Origin of the sequence: Flavobacterium hydrophilum, assembly GCF_003202405.1 — a bacterium.
In the GTDB taxonomy this organism is placed as follows: Bacteria; Bacteroidota; Bacteroidia; order Flavobacteriales; family Flavobacteriaceae; genus Flavobacterium; species Flavobacterium hydrophilum.
On the sequence record NZ_QJHL01000005.1, the window covers coordinates 164,822 to 177,414 of the forward strand.

The following is a 12,593-nucleotide window of genomic DNA, read 5'->3' on the forward strand; positions in this document are numbered from 1 at the left end:
TTATCTAAAATAAGGTCGGTTTGCAAATGGTGAAAAAGGCCACGGAATGGCAATAAAAATGATTAATAAAGCGATAGAAAACCACAGAAACATGGTTTTGAATTTTTGCTCGTCAGAAAGTTTTCTTTTGGCTAAAGCCGAACCAATTGTAATAAAAACTATCCCAGTAAGCATTAAAACTATATGAATTATTCCGAAGAATGAAGCATCTAAATTTTGAATTGCTTCTTTAAAGTTTTTCCAGAAATATTTCACAATAGGGCTCTGCACATACACTAATATTCCAAAAATTAACTGAATATGGGCAATTGTAGCTGTCCAGTGCCGCGCGAGGTTATCTTTTTTAGTAAAAGGAAGTTTTTGAGAGTAACCTTTGTAAGCAATGTAAATAGAATATAACAAGCTTACCAATACGAACCATCTTATAAAAGAATGGCATTCTAATAGTGATTGATACATTGTTTTTTGATTTAGACAATGCAAATATATTCAAAAACATACTAAACAGTATGTTTTTGAAAAATAATTTTATTTTAAGCCATTTAAATAGCTCCTAAGCTCTTTTAAATAAACAAGATAAGATGAATTATCATTTTGAAGTTTTCCAAAATTCCGTATTCCCCAATAGCCGGATAATATAAAAAAAGCGACCTGTTCTCCAATCACATCTTTACGAATCAAACCGGATGTTTTTCCTTTTTCAATTGAATTTATAATTGTCTTTTTCCATAAATCGACCAATTCTGCCAGAACACCACTAAACTTGTCATTCCACGGCGTCATTTCCTGAGTTAAATTTCCAACTGGGCAGCCATATTTTACCTGCAAAAAAGGATCTTCGAGCAATAAATACGAAATCATATTATAAAAATCTTCAATTGGATTTTGCGAAGATTCTGTTGGCTTTATAAAATGTTCCTGCATCGTTGGTTTTAAAATCTCTTCGATAATAGCAATTCCCATTTCATCTTTTGTTTTGAAATGATAATAAAAAGCACCTTTTGTAACCTGTGTGGTTGCAATAATATCATCAATACTGGTGGTTTGATATCCTTTTGAATAAATCAGCTCAAATGCTTTATGAAGAATTGTTAATCTGGTGTTTGCAGCTTTTGACATAAAATACTAATTAGTATGGAAAAACAAATTAAGCCAAAAAAAAGAGTTTTCACAAGTCTGAACTTTTAGAATGTACCAGCAACAGACTTTACTGTCTTTTATTTTTATACCTATAAGGAAGTCCAATTATTTCAATTGATTTTGTAAATTAGCCAACACTTTTTTTGTAAAACATCAATATCTTATGGATTTAAACTTCAATAAAAACGAAGATCACAATAAACTGTTACTTTCTGAATTAAAACAAAAATTTGCCAAAGTAAAATTAGGCGGAGGCGAAAAAAGAATCGAGAAATTACATGCTGAAGGCAAAATGACAGCCCGTGAACGCATTGATTATTTGTTAGACGAAAATTCTAAAAGTATAGAAATTGGTGGTTTTGCAGGCGAAGGAATGTATGCTGAACATGGTGGCTGTCCTTCAGGAGGAGTTGTAATTAAAATAGGATATATCAGAGGAAAACAGTGTATTGTTGTCGCCAATGATGCAACAGTTAAAGCCGGTGCCTGGTTTCCTATTACAGGAAAGAAAAATTTACGTGCACAGGAAATTGCCATGGAAAACAGACTTCCGATTATTTATCTCGTAGATAGTGCGGGAGTTTATTTACCGCTTCAGGATGAAATTTTCCCTGATAAGGAACATTTTGGACGCATCTTTAGAAACAATGCCCAAATGAGCAGCATGGGAATCACTCAAATTGCTGCCGTTATGGGAAGCTGTGTAGCTGGAGGTGCCTATTTGCCTATTATGAGTGATGAAGCTTTAATTGTAGATAAAACGGGAAGTATTTTTCTTGCCGGGAGTTATTTGGTTAAAGCTGCAATTGGTGAAACTATTGACAATGAAACTTTAGGCGGAGCAACTACACACTGCGAAATTTCAGGTGTTACCGATTATAAAGCAAAAGACGACAAAGACGCTTTAGATAAAATCAAAAATATTGTAGATAAAATTGGAGATTACGATAAAGCTGGCTATAGCCGAATCAAAGCTGAAAAACCTGCTTTAGAACCTAAGGACATTTACGGAATCCTGCCAAAAGCCAGAAACGAGCAATACGACATGATGGAAATCATCAATCGCTTGGTTGATAATTCTGAATTTGAGGCTTACAAAGACGGTTATGGACAATCTCTAATTACAGGCTATGCCAGAATTGACGGCTGGGCTGTTGGAATTATTGCGAATCAAAGAAAAGTCGTAAAAACCAAAAAAGGTGAAATGCAGTTTGGCGGCGTTATTTATTCTGATAGCGCTGATAAAGCTACCCGTTTTATTGCAAACTGTAATCAAAAGAAAATTCCATTGGTATTTTTGCAGGATGTTACCGGATTTATGGTTGGATCAAAATCTGAGCATGGCGGAATCATAAAAGACGGTGCCAAAATGGTCAATGCTGTGAGTAACTCGGTTGTACCAAAATTTACTGTAATTGTTGGAAATTCATACGGTGCAGGAAATTATGCTATGTGCGGAAAAGCCTATGACCCGAGATTAATATTTGCCTGGCCAAGTGCTGAACTTGCCGTTATGGGTGGAACTCAGGCAGCAAAAGTTCTGGCTCAAATTGAAGCTTCTTCTCTTAAAGCAAAAGGAGAAGTTGTCGACGAAGCTAAAGAAGCCGAATTATTTAACAAAATAAAAGCACGATACGATGAGCAGACTTCTCCATACTATGCTGCTTCAAGATTGTGGACAGATGCTATCATTGATCCGTTAGAAACCCGTACATGGATTTCTATGGGAATCGAAGCAGCTAACCACGCTCCAATCCAAAAACCATTCAATTTAGGAGTGATTCAGGTTTAGTGTTTTTAAGAATTCTAGAAAATACGTTAAATAAAAAGTAAAAAACTTATTTTCAAGATGTTACAAATGAATATTTGATTAAAAATTAGTAACTTAGTGTATAATTTTTAATCACTTAAACATCATGGAAAATGTAAAAAGTTTGAATAAGTGGGCTAATGCGCACACCTATTTACCATTGGATTTAGTACGTATTGTATTGGGTGTTTTTTTATTCATGAAAGGAGTTTCATTTGTCACGAATGCTCAGTACCTGCATGATTTAATTTCTCCTATTGATCAGTATGGAGGCGGAATGTTTTTGTTACATTATATCGCACCAGCCCATATGATTGGAGGAATAATGATTGTTTTTGGACTACTGACCCGCTGGGCAATTGCAGCTCAGCTACCTATATTATTTGGGGCTGTCCTTGTAAATTTTATGGGACGCATGCACTCCGAAAGTCTGATTTTAGCAATAGTAGTTTTGTTACTTTGCATATTCTTCCTATTGTATGGCGGAGGAAAACATTCAGCCGATTATTACTTCAAAATGCAGCAATAACATACATTATCCTCAACTTATAAAAGTTGGGGATAACTTTTAAGAAGTAATTAGCAATTTAAATTTCATTAATTGTGTTTTATGAATTAAATTCGCCACCATGAATTGGATTCGTAAGACCGTTATTTTTGTATCTCTTTTAATCATGGGATTTTTTGCCACTCAGGCGAACCATATTACTGTACAAAAAATCGAAAGTCAAAAAACGGATACCAATTTTTCTAAAGATTTCACAGATTCACAAGCTTTTATACAGCCACAAGCAAGCTATCAGTTTGCAGCAAACATAAAAACGGAATATCCCGCTGTAATCAAGTGGTTTGATTCTTTATTAATTGCTGTACCACATTATCAGGCAATAAAATCAGCCTCTAACTTTTCAAATCAATTTGTTACCCAGAGCAAAAAGGTCTTACTGATGCTCTATCCCTTCCATTTTTTCTGGTAATCAAATACATGAATTTTAATCCGAAGAATTCATTCTTCCAAAAACAATAAGCAGCTACTTAATAAACTGTTTATAATTCATTTATTTATCTAATTCAAAAAACATGGAAACAAGTGTAACCATAATTGGCATTGTGATTGCCATCATAGTCGCAATTCCTATCTATTTTTCGGCACGATCGAGCGCTGCAAACAAAACAAAAATTCTAAACATTAAAAAGAAGTTCAATCCAACACATCCACAGGATTTTGATTTGACTGAATCTCAAAGCAATAAAACGCTTACTATAGATCAAAAACACAGAAAATTCATTTTAATGAATTTCAATCCAAATCAACAGGAATCAACGTTTTTGGATTTAAAGAGTGTTTCTTCCTGTAAATTGGTTTTGACCACTGATGGAAATTCAGATACTATTCTCAAAATTGATTTCGAATTTCAGGAAAAGGAAACATCTAAAAAAATTACAATACCATTCTATGATTTTGACGATGACCGCATCAAGCAGATCAGCGCCTACCAGGATCATATGTTTGCAAAAAAATGGCTTAAAATCATCCAAGATTCTATTTCACGTTAGTTATTTAATTCAGAAAAGAGGCTCATCATGGGTCTCTTTTTATTTAGAGTCTAATATGATATTTATCATTTTAATCTTTCAAATGACGAAGTAATTTTGGTATTCTAAAAATGCCTTGTTATGGAAATTTCACTGACTCAAAAATACAATGTCCCCGGTCCAAGATATACCAGTTATCCAACAGTTCCTTATTGGGATGAAGCCGGTTTTACAACCGAAAAGTGGACAGCATCATTTCAAAAAGCCTTTTCAGAAAGCAATTCACAAAACGGAATCAGCTTATATATTCATCTGCCATTTTGCGAAAGCATGTGTACTTTTTGCGGATGCAATAAACGAATTACAAAAAATCATGCTGTCGAAGAAATCTATATTAAAGCGCTTTTGAAAGAATGGAGTTTATACTGCAGACTTCTTCCCGAAAAACCAATCATAAAGGAAATTCATCTGGGCGGCGGAACTCCAACATTCTTTTCTAAAAATAATTTAGAACAGCTCATAAATGGTATTTTTTCTTTTGCTTTTAAAGCTGAAAAACATGAATTTAGTTTTGAAGGACATCCCAATAACACAACTTACGATCAGCTTAAAAAACTATATGATCTGGGCTTTCGCCGGGTGAGTTTTGGCGTTCAGGATTATGCTGAAAAAGTTCAGAAAGCGATTCACCGCATTCAGCCTTTTCATAATGTGGCCAAAGTTACTTTCTGGGCAAAAGAAATTGGTTATACTTCAATAGGTCATGATATTATATTTGGTTTGCCATTTCAGACCATTGAAGATGTTGTAGATACTGTTGAAAAAACGAACTCTTTAAAACCGGATCGTCTGGCATTTTACAGCTATGCACATACCCCCTGGATAAAAGGGAACGGTCAGCGGGGATTTAACGAAGAAGACCTTCCAAAAGATGCGGAAAAAAGAAAATTATATGAAATTGGAAAACAATTACTTTCTAAAAACGGCTATCACGAAATTGGGATGGATCATTTTGCCTTGCAATCCGACAGTTTATACAAAGCCACACAAAACAAAGAACTGCATAGAAATTTTATGGGTTACAGTTCTTCGAAAACGCAGCTTATGATTGGCTTAGGTGTTTCTTCTATTAGTGACAGCTGGTATAGTTTTGCCCAAAACACCAAAAGTCTTGAAGATTATTATCAATTATTGGAATGGGATCAGCTTCCTGTTATCAAAGGCCATCTTTTAACAGATGAAGATTTAATTATCAGAAAACATATTTTGAATTTGACTTGCGAACTGGAAACTTCCTGGAGTGATGAAAGCTTATATTTTAAAGAATTTCCTACTGTTTTACTGGATTTAAAAGAAATAGAAAACGATGAGTTGATTGTAATTGAAGATCATAAAATCAGCATTACAGAGGCCGGAAGACCATTTGTACGCAACATCTGCATGGCTTTTGATTTGCATTTAAAAAGAAAATCACCAGAGACGAATTTGTTTTCGATGACTGTTTAACAGGGACAGAATTTTTATATTATTTGAATAGACATTCCTTATTACAGATAATTGAGGTAAAAAGTTAATTTAGAGCGAAAAAGATTATATTTGGGAATATAATAAGAAATAAACCTTCGTATTCGCATATAAAAAAAGCAAAAATATTAACTAAACTCAAATAAATGTCAAAAATTCATTTTTTAAATGTTTTAGAAGGTGATTGTAATATTATTGAGCATGATTCAGGTCGAAAGACAGTGATTGATATTAGTAATGCATACAATGACTATGATACAGAAAAAGAAAAAGCTGTAAAAAATTCTCAACGAAGAAAAGATATGTATGAAAGGACTCAAGTTCCATCAGACAAAAAAGATTACAAGCAAAAAAAACATCCTGATAATCCAATTCAATATTTAAAAAAATTAAAAATTAATGAAATTTTCAGATTTGTTGTCACGCATCCAGACATGGACCATCTTGATGGTATAGAAGATTTATTTACAGAATTTTCTATAATAAATATGTGGGATACAGATAATAAAAAGGAGATTTCAGATAAGGCAAATTCTGGAGGTTATAATATTGATGATTGGAAATTTTATAAATCTATTCGAGATGGTAAAACAAATCCAACTAAAAGACTAACGTATTTTTCTGGAAATTCAAATTTATATTACAATGAAGATTATATTCAAATTTTATCTCCAAGTTCAGAAATTCTGAAACAATGTAATCAAAAAGAGAATTGGAACGATTCCTCTTATGTTATTTTATACACTCCCCCAAAATTAGGTGGAGGTTATTGGAAAATACTTTTTGCTGGAGATAGTGAAGATTTGACTTGGGAACATATTTTAAATAATCATTCAGAAAAAGTAAAAAATGTAGACGTTTTATTTGCTCCACATCATGGAAGAGATTCTGGTCGTAATTACGATTTTCTAAAAGTTGTTAATCCGAAAGCTACTCTTTTTGGAAATGCTAGTTCAAAGCATCTTGCTTATAATAAATATTGCAGCAACGTCAAAATAACAAATAATCAAGCTGGATATATCATTTTAGATATTAGCACTGAGAATCTTAAAATATACGTCAAAAATTTAGAATTTGCTAGAGATTTTAGACACAAAAGAAACTGGGAAGGTGAGCCAGAATTTAACAAAAATATGGATGCATATTTCCTTTGCCAATATAACGCAAAATAATTTACACCTATGAATTTTAAATCTTACGATATATTATCCTCTCTAGTGCCTGGATTTATAATGCTTTTGTGTTATTTACCTTTTTTAGGTTTTGATTACAACAAAGATTATGTAATAGGATATACTGCAATAGCATTTGGATTAGGTTATTTACTTAATATCATAAGTAGTTTACTAGAACAATTTTACTTTTGGACTTGGGGAGGTAGACCATCATGTAAATTACTTGAAGGAAAAGGGATGTGGAATATAAAGCAGTATAATTACATGAGATTAAAAAATAATTTAAACTCTAAAACTGAAAATCCAACACCTTGTAATAAAGAATTATTTAGTATAGCAATGCGAACTGTATTTTCTACAAAAGATACAAGAATTGAAGATTTTAGTAATAGTTATGCATTTTCAAGAACTATGCTTACTTGCTCAATTTTATCAACTATTGTAATACTATTAAATTATTACGACGATTGGAAAGCATATTTATCAATAATAGTAGTCATACTATTTTGGTATAGAGCAAAACAAAGAGGTTATTATTTCTCAAAAGAAATTTTGCAAATATATTCTAAAATCGAAAATATATAAATACTTCCGCTAACAAGGGTTTGCCAAAGCTCCTTCAGCAAGCATCAAACCTTGGCGGCAATTTTTAAACCTACACTAAATGGAATTCACTCCAAAAGAATATGACTTCTTTATTAGTCATGCATCAGAAGACAAAGAAAACTTTGTAAGACCGTTGGCGAATGAATTAATTCAACTAGGATTTAAAATTTGGTACGATGAATTAACATTAAAATTAGGTGATTCTCTATTTGAGGAAATTTCAAACGGAATAAAAAAATCAAATTTCGGAATAGTAGTTATAAGCAAAAACTTTCTAAAAAAAGAATGGACAAAAAAAGAGCTCAATGGATTAATTAATAAAGAAATTTTTACCAGCAACAAGGTAATTTTACCTGTTTGGCTCGACATAACCGCAAAAGAAATTTTTGACTTCTCTCCAATTTTGGCAGATAAAGTTTCCGTCTCTGTTAAAAATGATGAAATTAACAAAGTAATATCTCAAGTTCTTTCTATTACCAAATCAGAAATTATTGGAATAGATTTAGTCAAAAAGAAAATAAATTTTTTGAATAATTGTAATGATGATGAAAGAAAAAAATACTTGATAGATACCGAAACCAGAATAAAAAATCTAGTTTATTTCGAAGAGGCTTATTATAATTGGTTTTGTTCTGATGATGCTTTTGGAGGCGAAGAATGGGATGATTTTTTAGCAGAAAAAAAAAGATATGAATTACAAAATGCATATAATCTTCCATACAATGTAACTTATAATCCGGAATTTGAATCAGGATATGATATGAATTTAATCATTAGGCTTGCGAAAAAATGGATTTTAAAAAAAGCAACCGTTGAAGAGATTAATGAACTAATATTTTTAGTGGACTGGTATCATGAACTTGATTTACCATATATTCTTTGGGGTTTTACAGATGAATCGCTTGAAGATTTTGAAACGCACGATTTATGTTTTCTAGGAGCATACCAAATAAAATCAAGCAAAAGAATTACTACTAGTGAACAAATTGAAAATGCTGCGAAAAAAGTTTTCTCTCGATATTATGGAAAAAAAATTAATAACTAATAATCCATTTCTAAAATTTCTACCTTCAATGGCAATCAACATTCCCCTGCACAAACAAACTCATATTAGATGGAGAAACATACGGAATTCCTAATCCTAAACCTCTGAGAATAAATAAAACCCCTATAATGACTGCAACGTAAGGAATTGCTTTTTGAATTTTATTTCGAAAGGGCAGTTTCAGTAAAGAATGAATATAAACTACGATTGTCATTAAGGGTATAGTTCCTAATCCGAACAAAAGCATATACAAAACGCCTAAACCGGCACTTTGCATCGCTATGGCTCCAAATAAAGCCACATATACCATTCCGCAGGGCAGGAAACCGTTTAATAATCCAATGGTGAAAAGAGATTTGTAGCTTTTGTTTTTAAACTGTTTGCCTAAAGTCGATTTTATATTTGAAATCACTTTATAAACCGGTTTTGAGAAATTGTATTTTGAAAAGATGCTTTCCGGAATCAAAACAGCAGCAATCATCGCCAAACCAATAAAAATAGACATTTTCTGTTGTAATCCGGCCAGGAAAAAACCTCTTCCCAATAATCCAAAAATCAGTCCGATTGTGGCGTAGGCTGTTAATCTTCCCAAATGATAGGTGATAATCTGCGTTACTTTTTTAGCTTCATTTTGATGGTCAACCGGAAGCATCATCGCAATTGGACCGCACATCCCAACGCAATGCAAACTGCTGATAAGACCTAATATGAAAGCTGAAAATAACATTTTTTATTAATTTACGTAGATAACTTCTTTGGTCAAGTATTTTTTGCCTTCATACTGCCATTCCATGTTGACATCCCAGCGTCCTTTTACTAATTTCTTTTGCGGAATAAGCAAAGTCGAATTGGTCAGGACAATCTGAGTATTGAAATCAAACTTTTTGTTTGAAGGACGATACAGCAAAACGTTTCCTTTGAGTTTATTGCTTTCAAAAGTTTTAGGAAAAGTGATTCTGACTCCTTCTTCAATATACTTAATCGAAGGTTTGTACTGTAAATCATGCGCGTTCTGAATACGCGCCATTTCCTCCTGAAAATGCGAATCGTGTTTGTAATATTCTTCAACAACCAAATCATTGTCGTATTTGCTGTTGGATTGTACTTCAAAAACAAAATATAAAATAAAGGTCATAAACAATCCGAATGCTATGACAATTCCTGTTCCCCAATTGATTTTCATATTTGTAGATTTTTTAATTAAAACTTCTCGGTCCTAAAAAATTGGTAGTAGTAGTTTCTAATAATTCGTTGCCGTTGTAAACACCAATTTTAACTTTGGTTTTATCGCTTTCCAGCAGCACTTCATTGATTTCGATGAATAAGGTTCCTTGTGAAATGCCTTCTTTTGCTACTTTAAAATGCTGTTCTCCCACCTTACTGATTTCGCCTTTCTGATCGATTAACTCAAAATGAATATCACTGTAATCCTTCATAGTCTTGTTTACGATTTTATACGTGTAAACGTTACTGATTTTATCCCCTTTATGCTGAAAAAGCTGTCCCGGCAAACGTAAAATAATCGCTTCGACATTGGTTCTTAAAAACAGCATTCCGACAAAAACACTCAACAGAATAAATAAAACTGCCGTATAACCTTTCATTCGGGCTGTGAATTTAAAAGTCTCTTTTTTCTCTATTTCGTCTTCAGAAGCATAACGAATCAATCCTTTTGGCAAACCAACCGAATCCATAATCGAGTCGCATTCATCGATACAGGCTGTGCAATTGGTACATTCCAACTGAGTTCCGTTTCGAATATCTATTCCCATTGGGCAGACATGCACACATTGATGGCAATCGATACAATCTCCTTTTCCGGTTAAAGCCCTGTCTTCTTTTTTATTGAATTTTGCACGACCCTGCTCCTTTTCACCACGCACAAAATCATAGGCTACATTTATGGATTTATTGTCTAAAAGAACGCCTTGCAATCGACCATACGGACAGGCGATAATACAAACCTGCTCACGGAACCATACAAAAACAAAATAAAAAACACCTGTAAAAATTAGTAGTGCAATAAAATTACTTGCCTGCGAAACAGGTCCTTGCTCTATCATCAAAAACAAAGTATCACTGCCAACCAAATAAGCCAGAAAAACATTGGCTATACCAAAGGAAATCAAAAAGAAAATTATCCATTTCGTGAGTCTTTTTCGGATTTTTTCTGCGTTCCATTCCTGTCTCGCCAAACGTGATTGAGCACCGCGGTCACCGTCTATCCAATATTCGATTCGGCGGAAAACCATTTCGAGAAAAATAGTCTGTGGACAAATCCATCCGCAAAAAATCCTTCCAAAAACAACGGTAAAAAGAATTACAAACACAACCCCAACGAGCATGGAAATCACAAAAAGATAAAAATCCTGCGGCCAGAAAGGCAATCCAAAAATATTAAAACGACGTTCTATGATATTGAACATCATAAACTGGTTTCCGTTAATTTTTATAAACGGATTAGCAATCAGAATCCCCAATAAAATATAACTGACTATTTTGCGATACTCGTAAAACTTACCAGACGGTTTTTTAGGGAAAATAAACTTTCGTTTTCCGCCTTCATCAATAGTTCCGATGGTATCTCTAAAAGCTTCGTCTGGTAAATTTGACATGGTAATTATTTTTTAACTGCTGTACTATCTGTTGTTTTATTTGCTGTAGCATCTTTTTTCGTAGCGTTTTCGTCTACCCAAACTTCTCCTTCAGCTTCTTTGGCATCTTTTGGATTACTTCCCTGCAAAGACAAAATGTAACTTGCCACTTTTTGAATCTCTTTTGGTTTCATACCATTTGTTTTCCATGAAACCATTCCTTTTCCGTCGCGACCTCCGTTTGTTATGGTGTGGAATACATTTTTAATTCCACCACCCAAAATCCATTTATCGTCTGTTAAGTTTGGTCCGATTTGCCCTCCGGCATCTGCTCTATGGCAGGCTGCGCAATTGGTCATGAAAATTTCTTTTCCGGCAGCCAAACTTGGTTCATCAGTAAGCAGAACCACTGTTTTTTCATCCATCAGATCCGGAGCGGTTTTTAGGTATTCTTCTACCTCAATTTTTGCCTGAGCCATTTCTTTTTTCAATTCCATTTCCTGATTGTCTCCGCCAAAAACATCGAAGTAAAAGACATAGACAACTCCAAAAACAATACAGATATAGAATAAATACACCCACCATGGCGGCAAGTTATTGTCTAACTCTTTGATTCCGTCATAATCGTGATCCATCAACAAGTCACCTTCTTTTTCAATTGGTTCTGTCTTCGTAAGTTTGTGCATCAAATTCTTAAACCAGGTACTTTCCTGTAAACTCAGACTTTCTTCGTATGCCAGTTTTTCTTTTTCTTCCGGAGATAATAATTGATACATTACTCTGTTAACTGCACTAAGTGTAATTTCGATAGCAATCAAAATGAACAGAAAAACAAACAAAAAAACAGCTACCATTGGGTATTTTATAAAAGCAGCCCTGTCACCCGAGTCTATACAATATTCCATCAAACCAAATACGATGAAAAAAATAATGGGTAATCTTACATATACTGGAAAAAACTTTTTCATGTTAACTGTCTTTTGAAATTATACTATCTTCTAAAGGTATTTCACTCATTTGCTGAATTTTATCTTTAGTATAGGAGAACACCCAAAAACCTAAACCGACAAAAAACAGGAAGAAAATCATGAGGGAAAGAATCGGGTAAATTTCGATACCCGCGATTGTTTCCATATTGTGTTTTATTTGTTCAAACATAATGC

Annotated in this window: 15 protein-coding genes; 8 read left to right on the forward strand and 7 right to left on the reverse strand. The window is 33.4% G+C overall.

Going from position 1 to position 12,593, the window contains the following annotated elements; translation table 11 throughout:
- Positions 1-459, reverse strand: a complete 459-nt coding sequence (locus tag DMB68_RS18950) for a hypothetical protein (protein WP_110348208.1) — start codon at positions 457-459, stop codon at positions 1-3.
- Positions 460-528: 69 nt separating this feature from the next.
- Complete coding sequence (locus DMB68_RS18955) at positions 529-1,119, reverse strand: TetR/AcrR family transcriptional regulator (RefSeq protein ID WP_110348209.1); 591 nt, start codon at positions 1,117-1,119, stop codon at positions 529-531.
- 184 nt (positions 1,120-1,303) lie between these two features.
- Here DMB68_RS18955 and DMB68_RS18960 point away from each other — a divergent pair, with 184 nt between their 5' ends.
- The 8 genes from DMB68_RS18960 (at position 1,304) to DMB68_RS18995 (ending at position 8,836) form a co-directional block, all read left to right on the forward strand.
- Positions 1,304-2,932, forward strand: coding sequence for an acyl-CoA carboxylase subunit beta (locus DMB68_RS18960; RefSeq protein WP_110348210.1), 1,629 nt, complete (start codon positions 1,304-1,306; stop codon positions 2,930-2,932).
- Positions 2,933-3,056: 124 nt separating this feature from the next.
- Complete coding sequence (locus DMB68_RS18965; RefSeq protein ID WP_110348211.1) at positions 3,057-3,479, forward strand: DoxX family protein; 423 nt, start codon at positions 3,057-3,059, stop codon at positions 3,477-3,479.
- A gap of 100 nt (positions 3,480-3,579) precedes the next feature.
- Complete coding sequence (locus tag DMB68_RS18970; RefSeq protein WP_110348212.1) at positions 3,580-3,927, forward strand: hypothetical protein; 348 nt, start codon at positions 3,580-3,582, stop codon at positions 3,925-3,927.
- Between the two features lie 103 nt (positions 3,928-4,030).
- Positions 4,031-4,507: a hypothetical protein gene (locus DMB68_RS18975; RefSeq protein ID WP_110348213.1), complete on the forward strand. Its 477-nt coding sequence runs from the start codon at positions 4,031-4,033 to the stop codon at positions 4,505-4,507.
- 120 nt (positions 4,508-4,627) lie between these two features.
- Entirely contained in the window at positions 4,628-5,992 is a 1,365-nt protein-coding gene (gene hemN, locus DMB68_RS18980; RefSeq protein WP_110348214.1) for an oxygen-independent coproporphyrinogen III oxidase, read from the forward strand.
- Positions 5,993-6,156: 164 nt separating this feature from the next.
- The gene (locus DMB68_RS18985; protein ID WP_110348215.1) at positions 6,157-7,182 is read left to right on the forward strand and encodes a ComEC/Rec2 family competence protein; all 1,026 of its coding nucleotides are present in this window, start codon (positions 6,157-6,159) and stop codon (positions 7,180-7,182) included.
- A 9-nt stretch (positions 7,183-7,191) separates the two neighbouring features.
- A complete protein-coding gene (locus DMB68_RS23570; protein ID WP_196783711.1) occupies positions 7,192-7,770 on the forward strand; it encodes a hypothetical protein in 579 nt (192 codons plus the stop codon).
- Between the two features lie 79 nt (positions 7,771-7,849).
- Complete coding sequence (locus tag DMB68_RS18995) at positions 7,850-8,836, forward strand: toll/interleukin-1 receptor domain-containing protein (RefSeq protein ID WP_110348216.1); 987 nt, start codon at positions 7,850-7,852, stop codon at positions 8,834-8,836.
- Between the two features lie 25 nt (positions 8,837-8,861).
- On the opposite strand, the gene DMB68_RS19000 is transcribed toward DMB68_RS18995, so the two are convergent.
- From DMB68_RS19000 to DMB68_RS19020, 5 genes are read right to left on the reverse strand one after another with little or no spacing between them, the layout of a single operon-like run.
- Positions 8,862-9,563, reverse strand: coding sequence for a sulfite exporter TauE/SafE family protein (locus tag DMB68_RS19000; protein ID WP_110348217.1), 702 nt, complete (start codon positions 9,561-9,563; stop codon positions 8,862-8,864).
- A gap of 6 nt (positions 9,564-9,569) precedes the next feature.
- The gene (locus DMB68_RS19005; protein WP_110348218.1) at positions 9,570-10,019 is read right to left on the reverse strand and encodes a FixH family protein; all 450 of its coding nucleotides are present in this window, start codon (positions 10,017-10,019) and stop codon (positions 9,570-9,572) included.
- 13 nt (positions 10,020-10,032) lie between these two features.
- Positions 10,033-11,451, reverse strand: a complete 1,419-nt coding sequence (ccoG, locus tag DMB68_RS19010) for a cytochrome c oxidase accessory protein CcoG (RefSeq protein WP_110348219.1) — start codon at positions 11,449-11,451, stop codon at positions 10,033-10,035.
- A 5-nt stretch (positions 11,452-11,456) separates the two neighbouring features.
- Positions 11,457-12,398: a cbb3-type cytochrome c oxidase N-terminal domain-containing protein gene (locus DMB68_RS19015; RefSeq protein ID WP_110348220.1), complete on the reverse strand. Its 942-nt coding sequence runs from the start codon at positions 12,396-12,398 to the stop codon at positions 11,457-11,459.
- Between the two features lies 1 nt (position 12,399).
- Positions 12,400-12,588 carry a CcoQ/FixQ family Cbb3-type cytochrome c oxidase assembly chaperone gene (locus DMB68_RS19020; RefSeq protein ID WP_110348221.1) on the reverse strand — a complete coding sequence of 63 codons (189 nt, stop codon included), beginning with the start codon at positions 12,586-12,588 and terminating at the stop codon, positions 12,400-12,402.
- Positions 12,589-12,593: the final 5 nt, after the last annotated feature.